The 22,980-nt window shown below is 58.4% G+C and carries 11 protein-coding genes; 1 reads left to right on the forward strand and 10 read right to left on the reverse strand.

What is annotated here, in order from left to right:
• Positions 1-38 precede the first annotated feature (38 nt).
• From Q0H50_RS01765 to Q0H50_RS01795, 7 genes are all read right to left on the reverse strand, one after another.
• Positions 39-11,030 (reverse strand): hypothetical protein, encoded by a 10,992-nt coding sequence (locus tag Q0H50_RS01765; protein ID WP_294418626.1) that lies wholly within the window; start codon positions 11,028-11,030, stop codon positions 39-41.
• 131 nt (positions 11,031-11,161) lie between these two features.
• The gene (locus tag Q0H50_RS01770; RefSeq protein WP_294418629.1) at positions 11,162-12,169 is read right to left on the reverse strand and encodes a hypothetical protein; all 1,008 of its coding nucleotides are present in this window, start codon (positions 12,167-12,169) and stop codon (positions 11,162-11,164) included.
• A gap of 12 nt (positions 12,170-12,181) precedes the next feature.
• The gene (locus Q0H50_RS01775; protein ID WP_294418632.1) at positions 12,182-12,868 is read right to left on the reverse strand and encodes a hypothetical protein; all 687 of its coding nucleotides are present in this window, start codon (positions 12,866-12,868) and stop codon (positions 12,182-12,184) included.
• Positions 12,865-13,890: a hypothetical protein gene (locus Q0H50_RS01780; protein WP_294418637.1), complete on the reverse strand. Its 1,026-nt coding sequence runs from the start codon at positions 13,888-13,890 to the stop codon at positions 12,865-12,867. The genes Q0H50_RS01775 and Q0H50_RS01780 overlap by 4 nt, the downstream gene beginning before the upstream one ends.
• 361 nt (positions 13,891-14,251) lie before the next feature.
• Positions 14,252-15,130, reverse strand: a complete 879-nt coding sequence (locus tag Q0H50_RS01785; RefSeq protein ID WP_294418644.1) for a hypothetical protein — start codon at positions 15,128-15,130, stop codon at positions 14,252-14,254.
• A gap of 211 nt (positions 15,131-15,341) precedes the next feature.
• A complete protein-coding gene (locus tag Q0H50_RS01790) occupies positions 15,342-16,499 on the reverse strand; it encodes a hypothetical protein (protein ID WP_294418648.1) in 1,158 nt (385 codons plus the stop codon).
• A gap of 5 nt (positions 16,500-16,504) precedes the next feature.
• The gene (locus Q0H50_RS01795) at positions 16,505-17,170 is read right to left on the reverse strand and encodes a PilZ domain-containing protein (RefSeq protein ID WP_294418650.1); all 666 of its coding nucleotides are present in this window, start codon (positions 17,168-17,170) and stop codon (positions 16,505-16,507) included.
• A gap of 648 nt (positions 17,171-17,818) precedes the next feature.
• Here Q0H50_RS01795 and Q0H50_RS01800 point away from each other — a divergent pair.
• Positions 17,819-19,363, forward strand: coding sequence for a glucosaminidase domain-containing protein (locus tag Q0H50_RS01800; RefSeq protein ID WP_294418652.1), 1,545 nt, complete (start codon positions 17,819-17,821; stop codon positions 19,361-19,363).
• A 137-nt stretch (positions 19,364-19,500) separates the two neighbouring features.
• Here Q0H50_RS01800 and glmM read toward each other — a convergent pair whose 3' ends face one another.
• The 3 genes from glmM to Q0H50_RS01815 all read right to left on the reverse strand — a co-directional run.
• Positions 19,501-20,835: a phosphoglucosamine mutase gene (glmM, locus tag Q0H50_RS01805; protein WP_294418659.1), complete on the reverse strand. Its 1,335-nt coding sequence runs from the start codon at positions 20,833-20,835 to the stop codon at positions 19,501-19,503.
• A 1-nt stretch (position 20,836) separates the two neighbouring features.
• Positions 20,837-21,316 carry a hypothetical protein gene (locus tag Q0H50_RS01810; protein ID WP_294418670.1) on the reverse strand — a complete coding sequence of 160 codons (480 nt, stop codon included), beginning with the start codon at positions 21,314-21,316 and terminating at the stop codon, positions 20,837-20,839.
• A gap of 99 nt (positions 21,317-21,415) precedes the next feature.
• Positions 21,416-22,980: DNA-directed RNA polymerase subunit alpha C-terminal domain-containing protein (locus tag Q0H50_RS01815; protein ID WP_294418680.1), on the reverse strand; the 1,565-nt coding region annotated here is incomplete at its 5' end.

Here is a 22,980-nt window from a genome sequence, read left to right on the forward strand (position 1 = left end):
ACGCCAGCGCCCCGAGAAGCGAATGAGGAGCGCTAGGCCTAGTTGTGCTCGATGCCTTTCATGTTCACCCTGGTTAAGGTGTAGGTCACATAGTCCGAGTTGGGGTACCCGGTAATCGATCCGGAAGCGTTCACGGGCGTGTCGTCCACGCCATTGCCGGACAGATGCGCCGTCATAACCAGGCGGTAGTTGGCGTAGAACTGCTCCGCCTTCTCAACGTCGGTGTTCACCTTCACTACGAAACCGAGCCTGAGGATGGGGCTGCTGTCGTCACGGGTGGCAAGGACGCCGTTGGAAGCGGTATCCGTGAACACGATGTTGTTGCGGTCGGCGCTCACCGTTCCCGTTCCCAGCTTGCTGCTTTCCTGCACGGAGAGGTAGTTCTCAATGCCTGAAACAGGTTCGTAGCCGCCATCCTTGTCATCCTTGCGCTTTTGCAGCGTGAGCGTGAAGGTTGCCTTCTCCGCTTTGCTCAGCTTCTCTTCAGCACCGTTTAGTTTGGACAGGTCATAGGTTGCTGCCAGGGCGATGGTGCCGTCGGCGGTTCCCAAATCGTCCGCGTTGATGCCCAGCTGCGTTTTCATGGTTGCCGTAAGGGCAATGGTGGAAGCGCCGCCGCCTTTGCGGTAGTAGTGCATCTTGCCATCGATGCCGACAGTCATGGTGCTTGTGCTCAACGTATCCGCATGCGGGGAAAGGAGCGAGCGATACGTGGGCTTCGTGTAAGTCGAGCCATCTTCCGATGCGGCGATCGCTTTTTGGCAAGCGGGACCCGACATCTGCAACTCCGCCTTCATCTGGATGGAGAACGAGGCTGTTTCGTCCGTTGCATTCGTTGCGTCCGTTGCAATCTTGCGGATGCCGCTTAGGTCGATAGCCGTTCCTTCGCTATCGGAAAGGACAAGCTGCATGTCGCCGCCATCGGCGCTCCACGACTTGCCGCTTACCGCAGCCTTGCCCGCATCATCCGCCCCCGCTTCAGCCGGCTCCCAAGTCCACTTCACGTTGCCCGCGGAATCGGTCGATTTGCTGGGCTTGTAATAGGTGTCCCCCACCTTCACGTAGAAGGAATACGTGCTCGAAGTGCCGCTAGGATAGCCGCTCGCGCCCGTAAGGGCAGGACCGTTATAGCTTGCAAGCGAGGAGTTCAGCTGGTAGTACAGCGTGTCCGAATCGTTGTATACGTTGCTGCAGCTTACGGTATCGGTAACGTCCATCCAGAAGGTATTGGTCGTATCGGCGCTCATTTTTTGAGTAGCACCCGAATCACCTGTAACCAAGGTGTCAGCAAGCGTTTGCCCATAGCCCAATGCAATGTTATAGGTTGAAGCGGTGTTGATATGGTTGTCCGCCTTGCTTTCGTCCGACCCCTTCACGTAGTTGATGCGCGTGCTCACATCGCCCGAAAGCGAGGTTCCGGTATAACCGTTCACGGTTGCATTCGAATTCTTAGGAACGCGAACCACCAGGAAGAAGCTCTCAGACGGATGAGGCTCGGAGCCGTCTTCGAGGGCAAGGTCGCACCGATTGCCCGTAACCCCATCCGCCCAGGGACGGAAGTATTCGTAGCCCGCGCTGGTCTCGATACGCGCGCCAACGTTGGGGTCGTCAGCGTTGACCTTAACCCAAGCACCTGAGTTGGGGTTGTCGGAAGCCTTGACCCCCATCAGCTCGCTAAGCCACTTTTCTTGATACGACGCGCCAGAAGAATCCTTGAACTCGGTCAACGCAACCGAGGCAGCTCCATCGGCACCCACAACAGTGTAGTGATATTCCTTGTTGTTATTCGCGGTGTCCACCAACGTAAGCTGCGTGCCTTTGGGCAAGGTTCCCCTTGTGCTATCGCCGCTGAACAGAATCCGCTTGTCCAGCGCCTTCATGGAGCCGCCGTCTTGCAGATACGTGTTCCACCCGTATGTTGTTTCAGTAGCACGAGCCTTGTTGTAAGTCCAGGTGAGATACCCCGTCATGGCATCCCCGACGCCGGTAAGCACGTGATCGTTCTTGTTCGAGTAATCGCCGGCCTTGAAGTTGGTGCCATAGGTATACGCTGCCGCAAAGTTAACCTCGAACAAGCGCTTAACCACAATGGGGACCTGAACCTTATAGGTGTTGCCAGCGCCATCGTTGAAGGTTACGGAGAGCAGCGTGAACTGGCCATTATCGTTGTCCCAATTGGAAGGTGCGCTAAACTGCATATCGCTTGTACCATTGTTCACAACCGAAAGCGATGCGGGCTCAGTGCTTTTGACGAAGGCTTTTGTCTTTTCATCCAACTTGAACTTTTCGGTCTTGGCCGTCACGTACTGCTTGTCAGAGCCGTTGTTCAAGCGAACCGCATCGGAAAAGCCGCCGTTGGTCACCAAGTTAAGGTAGTCGGTTACGACCGAGGCGTCCTGAACGGGGACCTCAAGAATCTTGAAGTCCTTTTCCGTGGCGACCTTCTTTGAAGCATCCGGGTTCTCCGAGTTGTACGATTGCGCAGAGGATTCGGTGTAGCCGTTATCGTTTCGATACGCTCCCTCTTTATCGCACCCGCCGATATTTGTGTAGGTATAACGATTGGCCTCATTGGTACCCGCTTGGCTCTTTATTGTGCCAGCATTTCCAACATTGGCGCCGTCACCAAAAAGGTAGCGATCATCTGCGTTGTTTGACGTACGCACGGCAATGCCGCTCGTCGGGCTCGTGGTCACGTAGGGCGAGACGGCTTCAGTACCATCATCGTTTGTCTCGTCGTTATAGAGCGTTTTATCCATATCGGGGGCGGCATCGAAATAGTTACCAAACGCCACATACGAAGCAGCGTTCACCTGCTTCACGATGCTCTGATCGCTGGTCTTGTCGAACATCAAAGGAGGCAGATCGCTGGTTGATTTACCTTCACCCGGCTTTATATCGATACCCGCAGCATAGACCTGCAGGCCCGCCTTCGCATCGCCAAAGAAGATGCCCTGGCCGTCTTTGCCTTGGAAGTCATTGCTATCGAGCAGGACGTTCGAGAGCCTGAACACACCCCTGCCATCGCCGCCAATACCGCCGGAACGGCTCTTGCCGTTCGAGCCCTTCGGTTCCTCCGACAAATTGCTCGGGTTCATGAACACGTTGTTCTTGATTTCAGCGTTCGTGATGTTGAACGTCGGCGTGCCTTCGCTCCCAAGGGAGCCATTGATGCCTCCCGCATATGAGCTGCCGAAGGTCACACCGCTCACCACCACGTTGTTGCAGGTAACCGTTGGCGACCCGGAGATGTTGCCGGAAATGCCGCCGGAAACCTCGCGAGACTCAAGATCGATATTGCTAACTTCGCACGTATCGAACATGAATTCGCTGCCGCTGGTTATAGTGCCCGCGATACCGCCAGCGTTCTTAAACTCGCTCGCACCCGTTCGGCCGAATACCGCCTTGCCATTCGCGTCGCCCGTTACCTTAACGTCACCCGTTACCTTCAAGTTGTAAGCATATATGTTGTTCTTCGCGTTGCCGACAAGGCCGCCAACACCGCTCGATGCGCCAGCGTTTGCCGGAACGGTCAGCGTCACCCCCGAGATGGTTGCTTTTCCGCTGTTGTATTTCGAGTTAGCGCTTTCGTCGGTATTCACGAAGACGGCAGCGCCGCTGGCGCCGAACACACCGCCGACGTTGGAATCAACCGAGCTTGACGTAGCAGGTGCGCTCGACGTGATCGCGGAGTCCTCAGCGACGACCTTGTCCGTCGACGTCCAAACACCGCCTTGGGAGCCGGAGCTCAGCTTGCCGACGAAACCGCCGACGTTTTGAACGCCCGAGATGTCCATGCCGCTATACGAGCAGTCATAGAGCTTGACCGGAGACGGCTGCCCCCCGGTCTTATTCACCATCTCGGTACTGTTCTTATCAGTTTTACGGCTGCCATAACCGGACGAGCCCAACAGGCCGCCAGCGTCGGAAACGCCAGCTGAACCATTGACTTTGCAGTTCGCCAACGTAAGGGCATGATACTTGCCATAGTCTATCAGCGAGTTGTTATTTGCCGTGGTGCCCGCAAGAAGGCCTACGCCGATTTCCGCATCGCCCGAACCACTCGCATTGCCGGAAGCATCGGTATACGTGAGCGAGATGTTGCAGTCTTTGAAGTTCAGATTCCGAACGGTATAACCGCCGTTGCCTGTGGCAGCAGTGTCATCCGCTGCTGTGGTGCCGATACTGCCTGCCACGTTTTCGGACGTGTACGTCGCCGTGCCGAACAAAGCACCCACACCAGTGAGCTTGTAATCGTCGTCGGTATATTCTTTGATGTCGTACGGATTCTTCTCGCTACCGTTGCTGTTGCTTCCGTTGTCGCCCACTTTGATGGTCGCACCGTCGCCGTTGATGGTCGCCACGAGCGGCACGATGCGGTCACGGTCGGCACCCTGGGCGGATGCGCACGCGTTGGAGTAATAGCGACCCGAAAGCCCCGTGTAACCGGTACCGTAAGGCGTCATGTCATAGTCAATGTCCTCGGCCGTGTTCACGAATTGCAAATCCATGCCCGAGGCCTGCGCGGCGCAGATGTTACCCGTCTGCCACGTGGCATACTTCGCCACCAGGTAGGGAGAGTTCACCCGCGCGCCATTATCCCCCTCGGCAAGCGCGTCGCCCTCCCACTGGCTACCGGGGCTGAGTGTGTCGTCCTTGGTCGCTTTTGCAAAATCGCCATCATCTTCAGTTTCGCCAACTGCTTTAGTCGGCTTGCCAACAGCGGCATAGGTCGCGTTGCGCACCTTGCCGTAATTCTGATTTCCGAACTGATACTTTGTATTATTCGACGTATTTCCACCTAAATACGCCCTCGATCCAGCGTAGGTTCCATAGTTGGTTGCATGTTCATTATCTGGAGCCGTCGTATTCGCCGAACCGCCAGCCGCGCCGCTGCTGATGATGGCCGAAAGCACGAGCAGCCCCTGCGCGTCGTTGACGGTAGTAGTTATAGCCTTGTCGTTGCCGTCAATCCCACGATAGCGACCTTGCGTATCGCCTGTTACCACACAGTTCGTTTCATCAATATTCAGGTTGTTGATCTTGTAGTTGCGGTCGGTGTTATCAAGGCTGCTGCCAGCAAGTTCGCTAAACGCATAACCGTCGATCACGCGACCGACGTAGGGGTTGTCATAGCGCGAGGCACCGGCAACATGCCAAGTATTGAGCGCACCGCTAACATTCGAGCTATTGCGGAAGATAACGCCACCGCCCGCAACGGCACCGACGTAGCCGCCTATGGGAATCAAATACGAACTGCTCGTATCGCCTGCCGCTGCGGCAACCAGGGGATCAACATTGGCGGACGCGATAGCCGTAGCAGAACCGCTTCGGGACGACACGCTCACCCCATCGATGATGTTGTCGCCGCCCAAGATGCAACCGATCACACCGCCAAAGAACGAACCGGGGACGCCGTTGCTGTCTTTCGGCGCGTACGAAATCGCCGAAACGCCTGATTGGTAAACCACGTTCAGGTTCTTGACCACGCTTCCGTAGCTATAGGGAATCAAGCCCTTCAAAGATCCAGTGCTGTTGTTGATGGCAATCGTTGCTTGCGTGTTCGAATCGGCTAAATCGCCGACGATCACGCCTCTGAACGGATTACCAAGATTGCCCAAGCCCTCGAACGACTCCGCATCAATCGCGAGCGTGGTACCCGCTGTACCATCTTCGTTTTTAGGCTCGATGCTGTAGTAGGCGCTTTGCAGGTAGGAATGCATCGTGTCTTCATCAAGCGTTACCGTTGAATCGGTGGTATCCCCGTTCTTCTTCTCCCACTTTTTACTCGATTCATTTGCCTGCTTATAAACGTACGTAACCTCACGGTCGGTACTATGATCGCTTCGACGCTGGCAAAGCTCAGACTGGTTGGTAGTGACCGTAACCTCCCAACCATCAACCGCGCTCTTCGTGTTGATGTACACGGCCACCGCGTTAAGCTCGGAAGCCTTGGTTATGGCATACGGATCCGCATAGGTGCCGCAGCCCGTCGTAAGCTTCGGCATACGCTGGTTTACCTTGATTTCGTGGTACCGAACGTTGCTCTCGTTGGCCTGTCCCTTGTAGACGTAGGGAAGATAGTCGCCAAATTGATCCGAGCTTGCCCGCTTGTCGCCAACGGTGACAAGACCTGCCTCGGTCCCATAGGCATTCTCATCGTAATACCAGAGCTGCTTTCCGAAATACTCGCCATCCGTCGAGTCGATCTCTTTGCCGAACGTGACCTTGTTTTCGCCTTGATCGGCGTTCTGATCAGCCTTGACGAACGTATATACCGCAGAGCCCGTATTGCCTTCGCCGTAACCGAAGCTCTCGAGCAAGCTTGCACGGGTGAAAATCGCGCCGTCCGTTGCGTTCTGGCTCGTAGCACTCGGAACGCTGATCTGGTTGAACGTCGCCGTTACCTGGTCGGCCGTACCGCCCACGCCAAGCTTGCCAAATAGCGAGGTCGCCGCCTTGGTACCATTTGCGTACCCCGTGGTCGAAATATTGTTCGCGCTCAGGTTCACGTACGTCTGCATCTCATTGATGAGCAGAGGGGCATAACTGGTTGCATCGGTCACACCATCGACCGTCAAGCCGTTAAGCGTAAGCCCGTCGATAGAGATCCGCCTAACCAAGGTCGAACTCGAAGACGAAGACCCGTAAATATAGCGGCATATCAAAGCGCCGGACGAGCTTCCCGAGTCGTTCACAACAGCGCCTACGGTACCGCCCAGCGTGACATTGCTTACCGCAAGGTCGCCCGCATGGGTTCGGATGAGCCCACAATGCATGTTCTCGTGCTGCGTCGCTTCGCTATTCTTCTTGTTGCCATCTTGCTTAGCTTTGATCTCGGAATAATGGAACTTGATCTCGGCATTTTTCACCGTTACCTTGGAACCGTTAACGGGATTGCTGGGGTAGAAACTATATCCATCCATGTCGATAGACTTGCGTTCGGCATCATTCGTGCCAATATTGTTTCCTTGGAAAATCTGCTGATTTCCTGGAATGATATAACTCCGAATGTCACTGGGCGCATACAAATATGCGCACCAAAGCAGCAAGTACTCCGGCTGGTCCATCCAGCTTGTCTTGTCGCTATTCTTGGAATCGTTGCCAACTGTCGTATATGCTCTATCCAGGTTGTAGTAATACCTCGTCCAAGCATTCGTATTGTGCTTCGCGCCGAAATCAGAACGGTTATGATAGCTGTTGTCGCTTCTCGAGCTATCGCTCATGTGCAACTTTTCATCTTGGGTGTGCAGCGAAACGACCGTGTTCCATTCGCCGTCTATGAGTTTGCTGCCTTGCTTTACACCATTACCGACCCATTCGTCGAAAGCCGCTTTGTCGGGTGCCTTGATTGTGATGCCGGAAACTTTATAGGCCGTTTCCCAATAAGCCCTGTCTTCCAGGTACAAGCCCGTATAGGACTCGGAGCCATATACTCCAGCAGCCACCTTGCTTCCACGGCCAACGAGCAGGCCAAGCGTTGTAGCGCTCTCAGCATTAATGGTTGTGCCCGAAAGATCGATGGCATAGTCGTTGATGGCCCAATGGCCACTTGCGGCGTATACGAGGCCGCCGAGTTCCTCGGAATCATTTGCGGTTATGGAAGCGTTGTTCGTCTTGAGAGCGTACGTGCTATCGCTGGTGTTTTTGCCGCTATCCCCGATGGTGACGACAGTATTGCCCCAGCTGTAGCCCAGAAGACCACCGGCGCCGTTCTTCGCGTCGCCGTTCTTGCCAACGGTCATGTTGAACGAGTTGAACGAAAGGCCTGTGATGTTAACCTTTGTTGTATTCGCCGCGGCACCCTGAGCAATGCAGCCTATAAAGCCGCCAACCTGGGCAATCTTATCGCTCGCGCTGTCGCTTGCGGTGATTGCGCCATCGACTTCAAGGTTCGCTGCGTTGACGATAGCAGCAACGTCCGCCACATAACCGATAGCGCCGCCAATGCGAGTGGGGCCATTGAGGGTAGCACCCGTGTTGATGGTCGCTTGCGCCTTCGTATTGCCTTCGAAAGCAACGGCTCCGATGCCCGTCACGCTACCCGCAATGCCGCCGATGCTGACATCGTTTCCGAACGTATCGTCGCAAGCGATCGTCGGATCGGAAGTATCGTCACGGGGGATCGCCGGCCCGCACGTAACGCCGTTGATTGTCGCATCACCCGTGATGGTCGCCGCAAGCAATCCGGCGTCAACGTTTACGCCGTTATCGAACTTCATTGCAACGCCGTTCATAGCACCATCGACGGTGAGATTGCTTACCGTCGCACCACCGCCAATGGCGGGGAAGAAACCCAGACGGTCGTGACGATAAATCTTGCCGTTACCGTCGAGCGCGTCAATCGCACCATCGCTGCGCTTGCCATACGGCTCGCCAATAGCGAGGGAAACCTTATGGCTGTTGCCATTAAAAGTACCCTGAAATGTCTGAAGATTGTTAGCGCTATCGAATCCAAGGCCCACCACGCCCGTGCCCGACAGATTAACGTCGGCGTTAAGGTTGATCCTCACACCGGAGCCCAGGAGCTGCGCCTTGTCCTTGGGGTTTAAGCCATATACCCCATTCCAAAGGTTGGCGAACTGCACCGAAAGCGCAAGGCACACGAAATCCTGCGTTTTCTTTATCGTCAGGGTGCGGTTGCCTTCGGACCAATTCCCATTGCTCGAGCCAACTTGCCAGCTCCAGTCCGTCGTCGAGGGGCCCTCAAGCTCGTGTTTATCCATATTGATTTTGATGAGGTCTTTTTGCAGCTTCTCCCCATCAAGCCTGACAACCTCACCGTAGCCGCAACCAGCGTTTTGATCGCTGCCCAAGTCATCGATTTTCGCTGCAGGGCAACGCTTGTAAACCCAGTAATCACTATTACCAGCGTCTACGGGAACGCCATCGCTTCCCGTTCCGCGAGCGAACACGAGCGTCGGATTGCTTGAGGTAACGTTCGTGATTTGAGAAACAAACTTCTCGTCGGTAAAGCTATTTTCAGGAGCAAACTTCATGCCCGAAAAATCGGTGACTCCGCCCAAGCGAATCGCAGAGCCCCAGCTTTCAGCGGCAATACCCGCGCCGTTTTCAATCGCGCCTTCGTTTGCAACGGTCACGCCATTGACGTCGAGGATGCTCTCGTGGTCAAGGCAGCCGACAACGCCACCGAAACCCTTGCCAGATTGAGCGAGCTTAGTGCAGTTAACCTGAGCACTCTTGACTTCGAGAGCTGCACTCACACTCGCGTCGTCACCGCGGCCCAGCCAACCGACAAGGCCGCCGGTGAATTGCGGATTAGCATTGAGCTTAAATTCGGTTGAGACGTTTTCCACCGTAAGCGGCTTTGATGCATCTCTTTTTTCTCCGGTTCCAGCAGCATATCCCGTCACAGAGCCGACAAGGCCGCCGAACACTGCGGCGCCTCCCCCTTTGCCATAGGTGCTCTTGAACGTGCCGCCATTGAACGAAACAGCCGTTGTCGAATCAACGAAGTTCAGCTTACCGATAGCAGCGCCAACGCCGTTCGACTCGCTGGATTTGCCCAAAAGCGCGACGCCTTCGTCACCCGTATAGATTTGATCATTGCCAGTAAACGCGACCGAACTGCCGAAGCTCACCTCGCCGATGAAACCGCCGACGTTGCCGCTATCCGCATCCCCGACATTCTGAGGACAGGTGACCTTGGCGCCTTCGTTCTGCTTCAACGTGAGCTTGGTTGCCTGACCAATGAAGCCGCCAGCTGCAGCGGTGCCTTTCACCGTGAGCTTAGAGAGATTGATTGCGTTCGTGACTTCAGCGGTCGCGCCAGTATCCGATCCGACCTTGCCCACGACGCCGCCGGCACACCCGCTTTTGGTCTCAATCGTAGCAGTCGGGACATTGTTCAAGGAGCCGACACGCAAGGTCGCGCCGTCCTTAACTTCGCCAACCAACAAGCCGGCGTTTCCGCTGGCCGCAGTCACGGTGCCGCCCAATGCAACGTTATCGGGGAAGGTAACCGACTGAACCGTAAAGGTGCCGCCGCTTTCAACCGTATTCGCCAACAAGCCCACGTTTCCCATGGAATCAGCAGTGGCCCCAAGGCCTTTTCGCGTGCCCGCGAAAGAATAGGTTGCGCTCAGCGTGAGCGAGCCCGCAACGGTTCCGAACAGCGCGCTGGTGATACCGGCAGTTGATTCCGATAAGGTGGTATTTGCCGGGTCGGCAATCTGAACTGTGACGTCAAGCGTTTTGCCCCCCGTAACCTTGGCCGCGATTACCGGATCGCCGCCCGTCCCTTTCCAAATAAGATTCGGGATGGAAATGCCATCCTTCAACACAACATTGTTGAACAGCGACGTCGCCAAGGCGATCGAGGTTCCATTGGTGGTAAACGAGCCCTCGAAGGGAACCTCGGCGCTGCCAAGACCAAGGAACGTATAGCCGTTCTCGGGGCTGCTCACGTCAAATTCGGCACCCGTCGATCCTTGGCCCTTTGCCATCTTCGCAGTTCGATACAGCTGAGCATCCGTATTCGAGACGATGCGCAAAGCCGCGGCATCGTTGAACGTGATGGCGGTAACGGTTTCGCCCGCTGCCTCAACGCTGCCATGGTTGTCCTTCGCCATTTTTTCCCGTAATTCGGCAACAGTCGTAATGGTTGCGCCCGCGGCAGCCGTTGCAGAAGCGTCCTGCGCATCTGCCGCATCATCGTCGGCGCTGGCGGACTTGTCCGCAGCGGACTCTTGACCCTCGGAGGCATCGCCCGCGGAAGAACCTTGCTTCTCAGCCGCGTCGCCTGCAGCAGAACCCTGCCCATCGGTTGCGCCGCTCGAAGAGGCAGCACCCTGGGTCGTTCCGCTTTCGCCTGCGGAAGCATCGCCCGAAGCCGAAGCGCCATCGCCGTTGTCGGCGGCCGCATCCGCTGAGGAGCCGCCACTGTTATCGCCCGCGTTTTCCGAGCCGCCCAACTGCGCCGCCGCGCCCGAAACGACGTTCGCTCCTTCCGCAAAAGCGGCAGGAGCCGGCACGAGCAGCTGAAAAGCCATAGCAAAGGTAAGGTACATGGCGATTATGCACTTTACCGATCTCATCTATGGGTAACCTCTCTATGCCATGCCCCGAAGGGCTCCCCTGCTTGCCGTTGGCGCTCAGCGTTGCCGTTGGTCGCCGACCGTTCGTTTTCGACTGTCCGCAACTAACCGCTTGCCGTCACCGAAACACCGAGATCGCCCCAGTCTGAAGGCCCGGAGCTTCCGCCAGTCCAGTAGAAGTTCACGATCTCGGAACCCGGCGACATCGTGAACGTTGCCGTGCGTTCGTCAGTATTCACGGTGCAGGGCGAGTTCGGACCTGCGTGGTTCTTTTCGAAATAAGGGTCAAGCTCAACCTTTTCGCCCCACGTCAGGACCACCGTCTGCTCCTTGCCCGTAACGCTGACGCGATAGTTGTATGCAGCGTATTCGCTAACGTTGCCCGTATCTGCCCATGCGCCAGTGACGGAAGCGGACTCAACCACAGTAGGCTCCGCCGGCGTGATGGACGCCGCTAAGCACGCCAAGTTGGTTCCGGGGCTATTCGCCTGATCGACATTTGCGAAGATGGTGAACTTGATGCTGTTCAGCAGCTCCTTTTTGAATGAAACCGTATAGGTGACGATTTTCGCCTGCGTGCCGGGAAGCACGACGTCCCCCTGCGCGGGACTGATGCTCCAATCCGAATCACTGACAGCCCCTCCGTCGATACCCACGGCGCTCACGCTCAACGCGTACTTGACATCCTTGTCGTTGAACACATTCCGGTCATCAAGCATGCAGTTATACACGCGGAAGGTGAAGGAGCACCAAGCACCGTTGGCGTCAGTCGCATCGCTTTTGCCCGTATCGACCACAACGCTTTTGGCCATGGGCTCTGCTGGCTTCTCCGAATAAGGAGCCAGCACGTCGGAAGCGAACAGGCTTTGCGAGGTGCCCGTAACGGCAACGGCCTTCAGGTGGTCGTTCGCGCTGAAGGCGCTGTAGGTCGAACGGACGCCTAATATCAGCGCCGCAATGACCAGCACGAAGGCGGCCGCCCACAACGCCTTGCGCGCTTGAGGCGTTTTCGCCATACCGTCGATCGCGCCGTTCAGCGAAGCGGTGAGCGAACCGCGCCCTTCGCTTTCGCGTTCTTGCTTAATGCTGTTGTCATTGCGGTTTCCGAGCACGGTCCCTCCTCTCTACGACTTCGCAATCAGGTACGCTACGTCGGTATCCTTGTAGTTGCCATCCTGGGGCCACGAGCACTCGATGATGAAGTTGGTCGCAGAAGCGACTCCGTTTTCAATCTTATCGAGTTCATCTACCTCGAATCGTTTCCAACGGTAGTTGGGCACGGCGTTTGTTTGGACGTTCTCGTAGTCGCCAAAGGTTTGGGACTTACCTGCGTCGAAATCGATCTTCTCGAAGCCAGTAACCTCGGTGCCCTCCTTGCTCCACGAATAGCCGTCGCCCTTGACATCACCGGCGTCAGAGGGCTTATTCACCCTAGCGCGATAAATCTTCACGCTCAGCCCGGAGATGTTCGTGGTGTTCGCAACCTGCAGCTCAAAGGCCTTGCCGCCGCTGTCCACGCTGAAGGCTCGGCGGCGGTAAACCCTGCCATCCGCGGCAGGTTTGTCGTAGTCCGCGTCGTTGGTCAGGTCCAGCTGAGTTGCCGCCGACTCGCCCGGCACGGTGATCTTCAGCTCGGCGGGAGAGTCAACCTTCGCAACCGTCGAAAGGCTGTTGTTGGTCAGGAACCACGATAGCGTGAGCGCCGCGATGATCAGAACGACGGCGACAACGGCCAACGCCGCAAGAATCGGCCCGCGATGCTCGTATATCCAATCTTTTGCCGACGTCATCCGCGCTTCGTTGCCGCTCATGAGCCCCTCACCTCGCTAGCGACAAGACGCACCTGGTAATACTCCACCGCGTTGCCGATCTCATCGTCCGCCTTGTTGTATGCCGTGGCACACACTGAGAGGTCCGCGGAAGACATGGTGCTGCTCAGCGCAGGTATCGTTTGACCGGACGATATGGAGTAGAAAGAACTCTGGTGGTTGTTGATGTAGTTCTGCATGTCAGCGTAGCTCTGCCCGGCAGGGTGTTGAGCATCATCAGTTGCGAAAAGGTTTTTGTAGTAGTTGGCGTTTCCGGTATACACGAAGTTCTGGATGTACTCAGGCCAAACCCAGTACAGCGTTTTCGTGACGGATTGGGTTGTTTTGCCCGAAGTGTCGCGGAAGTCGTTTGCATCGATAGTCAGCCGGTAGCTGAGAACCGGAGACCCGTTAGTCAACTGCTCGCCAAGGATGGGCGACTCGTAGTACCCATTGGCGTCACGCGATTCGAAGAACAGGATATGGCCCGACGCCAGCGCTTTCACGGTATCGGAAACGTCAACCCCCTGCTTGCCCCTAAACTCACGGGAGATATCGATTTGCACGGAACCAAGATCATTCGCATACGGCTTTACCGTGAAGGTGAGTTGACCATACGAACCCGGACCCAAAGTATCGCCAGAGCTCAAGTTCACCAAGTTGCTGGTAGCGCTCACGTTCATGGAGTCGGCCACATCAAGCCTGCCTTGACCCGCCTCCCCGACCTGACCCGCCTCCTGGTCATAGACACCCTGATGAGCGCCGTCGGAGTAGATAGCGAAGCGCGCGCCGGCCGTGTCCACCCCAACGCCATTGGCCCTCACCTGGGAGTTGTTCAGAAACCAAGCCAAGCAAGCTAGGATAATGACAAGGGCGGCTACCACGAACAGACCGCTGACCATGAACCGCTTCCAGAAATCCTTCAGGGTTTGCGCATGCTCGTCGGCCACAGCACGATAACCCTCAGCAGCGTTATCATCTGCATGAAGTTCACCATGGTTGGTATGTTCGCCAGTCGCATTCATGCTGCTGACGCCCCGAAGAGCAACGTCCTCCTTTTTCCAAGCAATGTCAGGGCCCTCTCAATCTCAAGGCGAGACGAATACACCGCTCAGATGCCGAGAGACATTGCCCAGTTCCGACAATCATTCAACCTAGCATTTTACCATGTAAAACAACGCTAATCCCAAAGTGCAACAAACCAAAACAACCCCAATTTTGACGTTTCCCCCAAGTCACAGAATGGGACGCCAAAGCCGCATCAGCGCCCCAACAAAGTAATCCCCCTGACAACACAAAATACCCCCGGACAAAAGCCCGAGGGTATTAAGCAGTTAACGAATGTTGAACCGAAGTTGTTAACTATGCGGCAGCAGCAACGCAAATCTAGGCAGCAACGCCCACAAAACCAAGGTTGCCAGTGATTGCGGGAGAGGTGCCTTGGGCCCCCGCATTTTCGGAAACGCAATCCGGATCGCAACCTTCATACCACACGCGAACGGTGACAGTTGTTTCACCGGAAATGGTGGCGAGAGCCGTTGCCCCCTGATTAGCAGAAGCCTGACCCTTGTCGTTAATTGCGCCAGCAAACGATCCAATTTCACTATAGGTAATCGGAGCTGCTTTGATGACCCTATTGGGGTCAGATCCCTCGGCTCCAACCGCATAGTCACCAGACGTTGCGTTTTCAGCAACCTTATCGGTGTAATAACCCTTTTTAGTTGCCGTTCCATCAATCTTGAATAGCTTCCATTCCCCATCACCGAACTTAATTGCGAAACGACCTGCCGTGCCCATGTTCGCATTGGGCGTCAAATTAGTAGTGCCCGCAGTAGAATCGAAATACACATTCATCGAGCCGTTCTGTACGCCAAGCGTGAAAGTGTATTCATCGTAAACTCCCGCGTCAGCTGTTGCCTCAGCAGCTTTGTACTCATTCGCGTATTGATGCTTAGAAGCATTCTGGCTGGTCGCATCAGCGCTGACCCAATGCTTGGTATCGAAAAATTCCGTACCGTTGCTGGTAGACACAGGAAGCAGCTTCGATTTGTTGGTGCCCGCAGGCGCCATCGTATCAGTCGTCTTGCCGGCGTCCGTGATATACAGGTTCGGCACAGCAGAAGAGGTGGTCACGTTAACACCCTCCGCCGTGACGGCATTGTTGTTCACGAACCATGCGAACGTGGCGGCGCCCAAAGCTATGGCTGCCACCAGCACCATGGCGATAGCAGCGCCGAGCTGCTTTTTCAGTGCCTTCGTTTCCATAACGGATCCTCTCTCGATCCTTTTCCTCGCTCATGAAATCAATGCCCACCGGGCACCTGCATTCCATTCAAGTACATGCAAACTGCACCTTACCATAAATTGTCCCGAAATATCACGACTTTACCGCAGGTAAACCACTCAATTCAATGGTTTCTCCGTTAGAAAATGTACCCCCTCTAATTAACCGAGGTCGAGGGCGCCGGCATCGGGATTATGCGGGCGGATTGTCCTGGTTGCGGCGGTTATCCCAGGTAACGGTGTTGTTCTGGTAGTAGTCAGGGGCATCGGTGCCGGACGCGCCGATGGGGTCGGTGCCCGTGAGCGTGTCGCCGATATCCCGCACGAATTTGGTGAGCAGGTTCGTATCCTCAGCTCCATCGGAATCGAAGTCCATGGCGAACTCGACTTCGCCGCCCACTATATCGTCGACGCACTCGGGGTCATCGCCGTCAAGCCAGATGACCACGGTGTACTTGTCCACGTAGCCCACCTTGAAGTCGTCGTTGGCAAGGTGGCACACCACGTCGTTCGATTCGAAATTCTCGCACCCAGGCTCGTTGCCGCCGTCGGAAGCGGGCGCGGCATAAGTCACCGCTTCCCCATTGCGGTACACGCGCACGCGCGCAGCCTTCTCCACGCCCTTCGATGCGGAGGCGACCTTCACCTTGCCGTCGTATCCCAGATCTTCCTTGCCGGCGTTCCGGATATAAAAGGTGTAGGCAACGTAGCTTTTGCCGTTGTGGCTGCCGTCGATCTCGTCCAAATTGTCGGGCAGATCTTCCGCGGCGATGTTGGTACCGTAGGAAACCGCCTCGGCGGCAAGACGCGCGGTGGCGCCTTCGAACTGGCTGTTGTCGGCAATGGCGATGCCGCGCCTGAACAACTCCAAACGGTTCAAGTTGATGGTGAAGTTGCCCATGTTCTCCTGCATGAACGAAACGCCGAACAGCACCGCCATGAACAGCGCCACGCAAATGAGCACCTTCTGCAGCGTGCCGACGCGCAGAAGCGCCTCGCCGATGCGGGCCATGCGGCGCTTGGGCATATACATGGAGACGATGGCGTCAACGTCAATATCCTCGTCGTCTGCCAGAGCCTCTTCCAGCTCCTCCACGCGGATCATGCGCTTGTTCCGGGCACGCTTCTTGCCGAAACGACGCTTAGCGGACCCCGACGAACGCGCGGCACCTTCGGGCGCTTCCGCTTGCGCAGATGCACCTGCACCCGCGCTTTCAACCTGCGCAGATTCGTCCGTGGCTGCGCCTTCAGCCTGCGCACGCTCCTGTTCAGCGCCCTGCACCTGATCGGACACCGGTTCGCGCTTAGGCCGTTCGCCTTCGCCTTCCCTATTTTTACCGAACAACGCCATGGGACCTAGATCTTATACTTGGCGCGCACGTGCTCCATGTATTCCTTCATGGCCTCGCGCTCCAAATCGTCGGCATAGCGGAACTGGATGCCGCAGGCGTTGCGGAACAGGCTGCCCTTCGGCGCCTCACGCAGCCAGCACACGATGCCCAGTTGCACGGGCAGCTCGTAACGCTGGTCGTCCACGCGTACCACGGGCAGCTTCACCTGCAGGGCCTCGCCCACGTCGGGGTAATCGTTGAGGTACATTGCCAGACCGCCGGCGGAAACGTCGATGGTCATGGCATCTTCCAGCTGGTCCTCGGGGGCCTCGTCGCGCAGGTAGCGCAGACGCATGGACACCTTGAAGCGCTCGTCGCGGCGCTTCAAGAACGTGCGATGCTCGGCCACCTGGCGCATTTTCCAGAACGTGCGGATGCCCGCCTTCTCCACGGATTCGGGATAGCCGGCCAGCATGAAGGTGTTCCCGCCTTCGGTGTACTGGAACAGGAGCTTCTGGTTCTCATCCAAAATCAGCGGCTTGCCGGCGAGCATAGGCGCGCTGATAAGGAAATAGGCTTCGTCGATGACGCCTTTGAAGGTGGCCATCATGTTGAAATCGGTTTGCTGGCCCACGGCCGTGTCGAAAGCGACTTTCAGCTTCGTTCCTGGCTGTATCTGCAGCTCGGCCATCAAACCTTCCTTTCCCATTGAGCGATCGCCACGCTCCCTCGCGCTGATTCAGAAGATTATAGCGAAAAGCGGAAGCGATGACGGAAAGCAACACGGGGAGCGCAACGTTTCCTCGACCGGGCCCTGTCACCTTCCCCAGCGGGCGGGCAGACACACGCGTGAAAGGGAAGCTTTTCGCTAAACCATGGCAGAGAATGCGAGTTTTCCGAATTTGCAGAGGCGGTTCCGGGCATGAGATGCCGCGAAGGCGGCGATTGCGACCGTTCGCTACGTAATTGCCTGCGTTCGTTGCGATATTGCAAAATCACCATTGTCAAACATTCGGAAAACTCGCGTTCCGATACGCGAAAGCGATAAAACATTCTAGCCAGACCTGGACATCAGGACGTTCTACCGCCCCTTCCCTAGCCCTCCCCTGGCACATCGGACGCGGTAGCCACTGCCATCAACCGGCGTCGTTGACATTTTCGCGGGTTTTGCCCTGTTCAGCGGCGGAAAACGTGAAGGAATCACGACGATTGGCAAACAGTTGCCGCCTGACATTGCAAGGGAGCGGCGTGATGATTATCGTGGGGAACGCTAAAGGGAGGGACTATAAGTTATACTTGGCTTACTAGGTCGAACAAGGAGAAACGGTACGATAGCGTAATGAAGCAGGGCACCATTTTCACGAACGCCGCGCTTGCCGCGGTGCTGGCAACATCCATGACAACGGCCCCCGCCTTGGCGGGTCTTGCGCATACTCAGGGCACCGCCTCGGCAAGCGTTGCATACGCGGCGCAGGCAACACCCATCGAAAGCGTCGCCAACACCGGCGACTGGACCGCAACCGACGCGGAGAACAAGGCGATTCTCGACAAGGCCGAGGCCGCAAAGCTTGTCGGCCTGAAGCCGCTGAAGACGTATCTTTCCGGCGAAACCGTGGCCGCAGCGGATTTCCTCACCATCGACGTCGACGCGCTTGCAACCATAGACGCCGACCTGGCGAAGCTGGTCAAGCAGACGCAGAAGGCCATCGCCGACTCGAACGCCGCCTCCGAGCCCGAGGCAAAACCCGAGGCCAAGCCCGAGCCCGCCACGCCCGCGCAGCCTTCCGAAACCCCGGCCGCGCCCGCCGCGTCCAGCACCCCGTCCGCAAGCACCGGCAACGGCGCCAGCGCAGAGAAACCCGCCGAGGACGTGGAGGACGCCCCCGAGGACATGGTGCAGGAAAGCGCCACCCTTGACGAAGACGAGCTGGTCTACGTCTCGCGCAACCTGACCACCGAGCAGTTCATCAGCCAGATCGGCGAGCAGGCCCGCGAGCTGTGCCAAGAAAACGACCTGTACGCTTCCGTCATGATCGCGCAGGCCGTGGTGGAGTCGGCATCCGGCTCATCGGGGCTTTCGTGCGAACCGTACAACAACCTGTTCGGCATCAAGGGCGCCTACGAGGGCAAAAGCGTGCGCATGAAAACACAGGAGGACGACGGCAAGGGCAACCTGGAGACGATCGTCGCCGAGTTCCGCCGCTACCCCAGCCTGACGGAATCGCTTGAGGACTATGTCGGGCTGCTCACCGGCGATTCCCTGTACACCCCGGTGAAGAAATCGAACACGGAAAGCTACGAGGATGCGTGCGACTACCTGCAGGGGCACTACGCCACCAGCACCACGTACTCGCGCACGATGAAAGCCTATATCGACACGTACGACCTCACCCAGTTCGACGCGCCGAGCGAGCAGGCGAAGGCAGAGACGGCAACACTCGAATCCATGCTCAAGCCCACCGCCTCGCAGGCATCGTTCAAAACCGGCGCCGATGATTTCGGCATCACCGTGCCCGAAGCCGGCCTTCCCAAACGGCAGATGAACCCTGTGGTAGCGGGTCTGCTGGCGGCCCTTGTCGCAGCAGGCGCAGGCGCGCTGGGCTTCTGGCTGTACTGGCGCCGCAAAGTCGAAGGCGAGAACGCCGCCCACGCCGCAGCAGGCGCCCACGCATCGGGCGACGCCGCCAGCTGCGAAGACGACGCTGCAGCATGGTCGGTCGCTCAGGCGATCACAGACTGGCGTCCCGCCCAGGCATCTGACACTGTCAAAAACACAGGAAAGCACGAAGGCCCCGCCTTCAAGCAACCCGCCCATGCATCAGAAGGAAGCGAAGCCGCAAACCTATCCGAAAGCACCACCGAACCGATTAACCCGATCAAGTAAAACCACTTTCAACGGCTATCTCGCAAAGAGCATTGCGGCCATGCACGCAAGCATATCCCCTTATCAGTTTCCAAAATGCAAGATGCCGGTAACCGGTGTAGACCGGTTACCGGCATCTTATCGCACCGCGTGCTCGTTTAAATCTCGCGCTCGACCACTTCGGCGATGGCCTTGGCATGCTGCTCGGCAGCCTGCGCATCCATAGCCTCGACCATCACGCGAACGACCGGCTCGGTGCCGCTCGGACGCAGCAGGACGCGACCGTCCTCGCCAAGCGCCGCTTCGGCGGCCGCCACGGCATCGGCGATGGCCTGGTTGCCATCGGCCGCATGCTTGTCCTTCACGCGCACGTTGATGAGCGTTTGCGGGAAGCGGGTCATGGCTTTCGCCGCTTCGCCGGCGGACTTGCCGGCGCGCTTGCAAGCGGCCAGGAACTGCAGCGCCGTGACCAGGCCGTCGCCCGTGGAGTTGTGCTCCAGGAAGATGGTGTGGCCGGACTGCTCGCCGCCGATGACGTAGCCGCCCTCGCGCATGGCTTCGAGCACGTAGCGGTCGCCCACCTTCGTCTGGATAAGGTTGATACCCGCATCGCGCAGCGCATGCGTCAGGCCCAGGTTCGCCATGACGGTGGACACGGCGGTGTCGCCGGCCAGCAGGCCGCGCTGCTTCAGGTCGATGGCGCACACGGCTTCCACCATGTCGCCGTCGATCTCGTTGCCCTCGGAATCCATGAGCATGACGCGGTCGGCGTCGCCGTCATGCGCAATGCCCACGTCGGCGCCGCACTCGGCGACCAGGGCGCGCAGGGGCTCCAGGTACGTGGAACCGCACTGAACGTTGATGTCCGTGCCGCAGTAATCGTCGTTGATGACGGTGACGTCGGCGCCCAAACGGCGCAGCGCCTCGGCGCTGGTCATGCAGGATGCGCCGTGACCCGTGTCAAGCGCCACCTTCAGGCCCTTGAAGTCGATGCCCTGCTTCTCCACGCTCTGCACCGCATGCTGGATGTACAGCTCGCAAGCGTCCTCGACGGGCACGGCCACGCCCACCTCGTCGCCGTTGGGCAGCTCGTCGGCAGCAGCGCCGCCGCGCGCCATGAAGGCCTCGATCTCGTCCTCGACGGAGTCGGGCAGCTTGTAGCCCTGGCCGTCGAAGATCTTGATGCCGTTGTACTCCGGCGGGTTGTGCGAGGCGGAGATGACGATGCCGCCGTCGCAATGCAGCTCGCGGGTGAGCAGGGCGATGGCCGGCGTGGGGATGATGCCCGCCAGCAGCGCCGTGCCGCCCATGGACATGATGCCGGCGGCAACGGCCGACTCCAGCATATCGCCCGACAGGCGCGTATCCTTGCCGATCAGGATGGTGCGGCCCTTGAAGGCCACCGCCGCCTGACCCAGCTGGAAGGCCATCTGGCACGTAAGCTCCTTGTTCGCAACGCCGCGAACCCCATCAGTACCGAAAAGACGTGCCATATTACTTCCCTCTTTTCACGTGTTCCTCGTGCAGACGGATGGCGCCTTGGGGGCGCTCTTCGTCGGTCATGCGGTTGTTCAGCTCGGCGGCGAACTCGTCGATGCCGATGCCGTAACGCTCAAGCACGACGAGAAGATGATACACCACGTCGGCGGCCTCATAGCGCAGGTGGTCGCAAGCTGCATCCGCCTTGGCGGCGAACGCCTCGGCCATGCCCGCATGCGAGCCCTCGTGGCCGGCAAGGCCCGCCAGCATCATCTTCGCAGCCTCCACGTCCTTGGCGGCCAAAGCCACCTCGTTGGCCTCCTCGACCACCTTCTTCAGCGGCGAGTCGGCATTGCCCGTGAGCAGGCGGAACGTGTAGCTGCCCTCCCCTGCCTCGCGGCGAGCGTGGATGGTTCCCGCCAGCGCCTCGAGCGTGGCGCCGATCTGCGATGCGGGAGCCTGCTCCCCCTCGGGGATGTAAGTTTTATCGCTCATGAAAAGCCTTTCGAACGTTAGCGGGCACGGGCTTTGCAGCCCTTCGGCCCGCCGTAACGAAAAAAGGGGCGCGCCGATGCGCGCCCCTTTCAGCTAGCGTTATTCTTCGCCGTTAGCCTGAGCCTCGTTGGACTCTTCCTCGTCCTGACGGCTGGTCAGGCCGAAGCCCAACGCGCCGTTGCCCAGAAGCTCGTCGAGCTCCTCGAGGTTGCGGTGGTAGCTGCGCGGAGGCAGCGCCTCGCCCAGCATGTCCTCGCCTTCGGTGTTGAAGGTGGCCGGCTCGTCGCCGCCGATGAGGATGGTGTCATCCGGGCTGAACACCATGTCGAGCAGCTGGCTCATGTCATCGGAGGATGCGCTCAGGTCGTCCTCGATCACATGCAGCAGGTTGTGCTGCTCGGCCTCGACCGCCTCGCGGCGCAGCTCGGGGCCTTCCTTGAGCTCCTCGATGGCCTTCGCGCCGATGCCCTCGATGCGCAGCAGGTCGTCCTCGGTGTGGCCCACCAGGTCGGCCACGGTCTCGATGCCCGCCTCGCTGAACTTGTTCGCCCAGCGCTGCGACACGCCCAGATCGTCGTAGATGTACAGGCGCGCGTCCTCGTCGGACAGCTGCGGGCCGCGATGACCCAGGGACAGGCCGCTGTAGTAGCTACCGTAGTTGCCGCCCATGTTGAGGTAGCCCTCGCCGTCCAGCGACCAATCCTGGGGCTGGGGCAGCAGGTCCTCGATCTGGCGCAGGTCGTCCGGAGCGTACTCGGGCAGCATGTCGCCCTCGACCGGAGCGGTGGGCTTGCCCTTGTAGGTCAGGCCGACGTCGCGGTAGCGCTTCAGGCCCGTGCCGGCCGGGATCGGCTTGCCGATGATGACGTTCTCCTTCAGACCCACCAGGTGGTCGACCTTGCCCTCGATGGCGGCGTCGGTGAGCACCTTCGTGGTCTCCTGGAACGATGCGGCGGACAGGAACGAATCGGTGGCCAGGGAGGCCTTCGTGATGCCCAGCAGCAGCGGCTGGCCCACCGGCGGGTTCTTGCCCTCGGCGATGAGCTCGTTGGCAACGTTCTCGAACTCGAAGCGGTTGACCTGGCGGCCCGGCAGGAAGTCGGAGTCGCCGGCGTCGAGCACGGCCACCTTGCGCAGCATCTGGCGCGCGATGACCTCGATGTGCTTGTCGTTGATGTCAACGCCCTGGGACACGTACACGTCCTGAACCTGGGCCACGATGTAGCGCAGCGTGGTGTTCGGGTCGGTCAGGCGCAGCAGGTCGTGCGGGTTCACGGAACCCTTGGTCAGCTGCTGGCCGATGCGGACCTGGCGGCCGTCCTCCACGCCCGGGAGCATGGTGGCGCGGGCCGACACCACGTACTCGCGGAAGTTGCCCTCCTGGTCGTGGATGGTCAGCGTCTTCGTGTTCTTGTCGGAGCTGATCTGCAACGTGCCGGAGATCTCCGCCAGCACTGCCTGGCCCTTAGGCTTGCGGGCCTCGAACAGCTCCTGGACGCGCGGCAGGCCGTGCGTGATGTCCTCGCCTGCGACGCCGCCGGCGTGGAACGTACGCATGGTCAGCTGCGTGCCGGGCTCGCCGATGGACTGGGCGGCGATGATGCCGACGGCGGTGCCGATGTTGACCGGACGGCCCGTGGCAAGGTCCCAACCATAGCACTTCT

Source organism: uncultured Senegalimassilia sp. (assembly GCF_934632265.1).
Taxonomy (GTDB): Bacteria; Actinomycetota; Coriobacteriia; order Coriobacteriales; family Eggerthellaceae; genus Senegalimassilia.

What these genes read in the sequence shown, in the direction of transcription:
- Q0H50_RS01765 (WP_294418626.1), bottom strand. Translation starts at nt 11,030, where the DNA reads ATGTACCTTACCTTTGCTATGGCTTTTCAGCTGCTCGTGCCGGCTCCT.
- Q0H50_RS01775 (WP_294418632.1), bottom strand. Translation starts at nt 12,868, where the DNA reads ATGAGCGGCAACGAAGCGCGGATGACGTCGGCAAAAGATTGGATATAC.
- Q0H50_RS01780 (WP_294418637.1), bottom strand. Translation starts at nt 13,890, where the DNA reads ATGAATGCGACTGGCGAACATACCAACCATGGTGAACTTCATGCAGAT.
- Q0H50_RS01785 (WP_294418644.1), bottom strand. Translation starts at nt 15,130, where the DNA reads ATGGAAACGAAGGCACTGAAAAAGCAGCTCGGCGCTGCTATCGCCATG.
- Q0H50_RS01790 (WP_294418648.1), bottom strand. Translation starts at nt 16,499, where the DNA reads ATGGCGTTGTTCGGTAAAAATAGGGAAGGCGAAGGCGAACGGCCTAAG.
- Q0H50_RS01795 (WP_294418650.1), bottom strand. Translation starts at nt 17,170, where the DNA reads ATGGCCGAGCTGCAGATACAGCCAGGAACGAAGCTGAAAGTCGCTTTC.
- Q0H50_RS01800 (WP_294418652.1), top strand. Translation starts at nt 17,819, where the DNA reads ATGAAGCAGGGCACCATTTTCACGAACGCCGCGCTTGCCGCGGTGCTG.
- glmM (WP_294418659.1), bottom strand. Translation starts at nt 20,835, where the DNA reads ATGGCACGTCTTTTCGGTACTGATGGGGTTCGCGGCGTTGCGAACAAG.
- Q0H50_RS01810 (WP_294418670.1), bottom strand. Translation starts at nt 21,316, where the DNA reads ATGAGCGATAAAACTTACATCCCCGAGGGGGAGCAGGCTCCCGCATCG.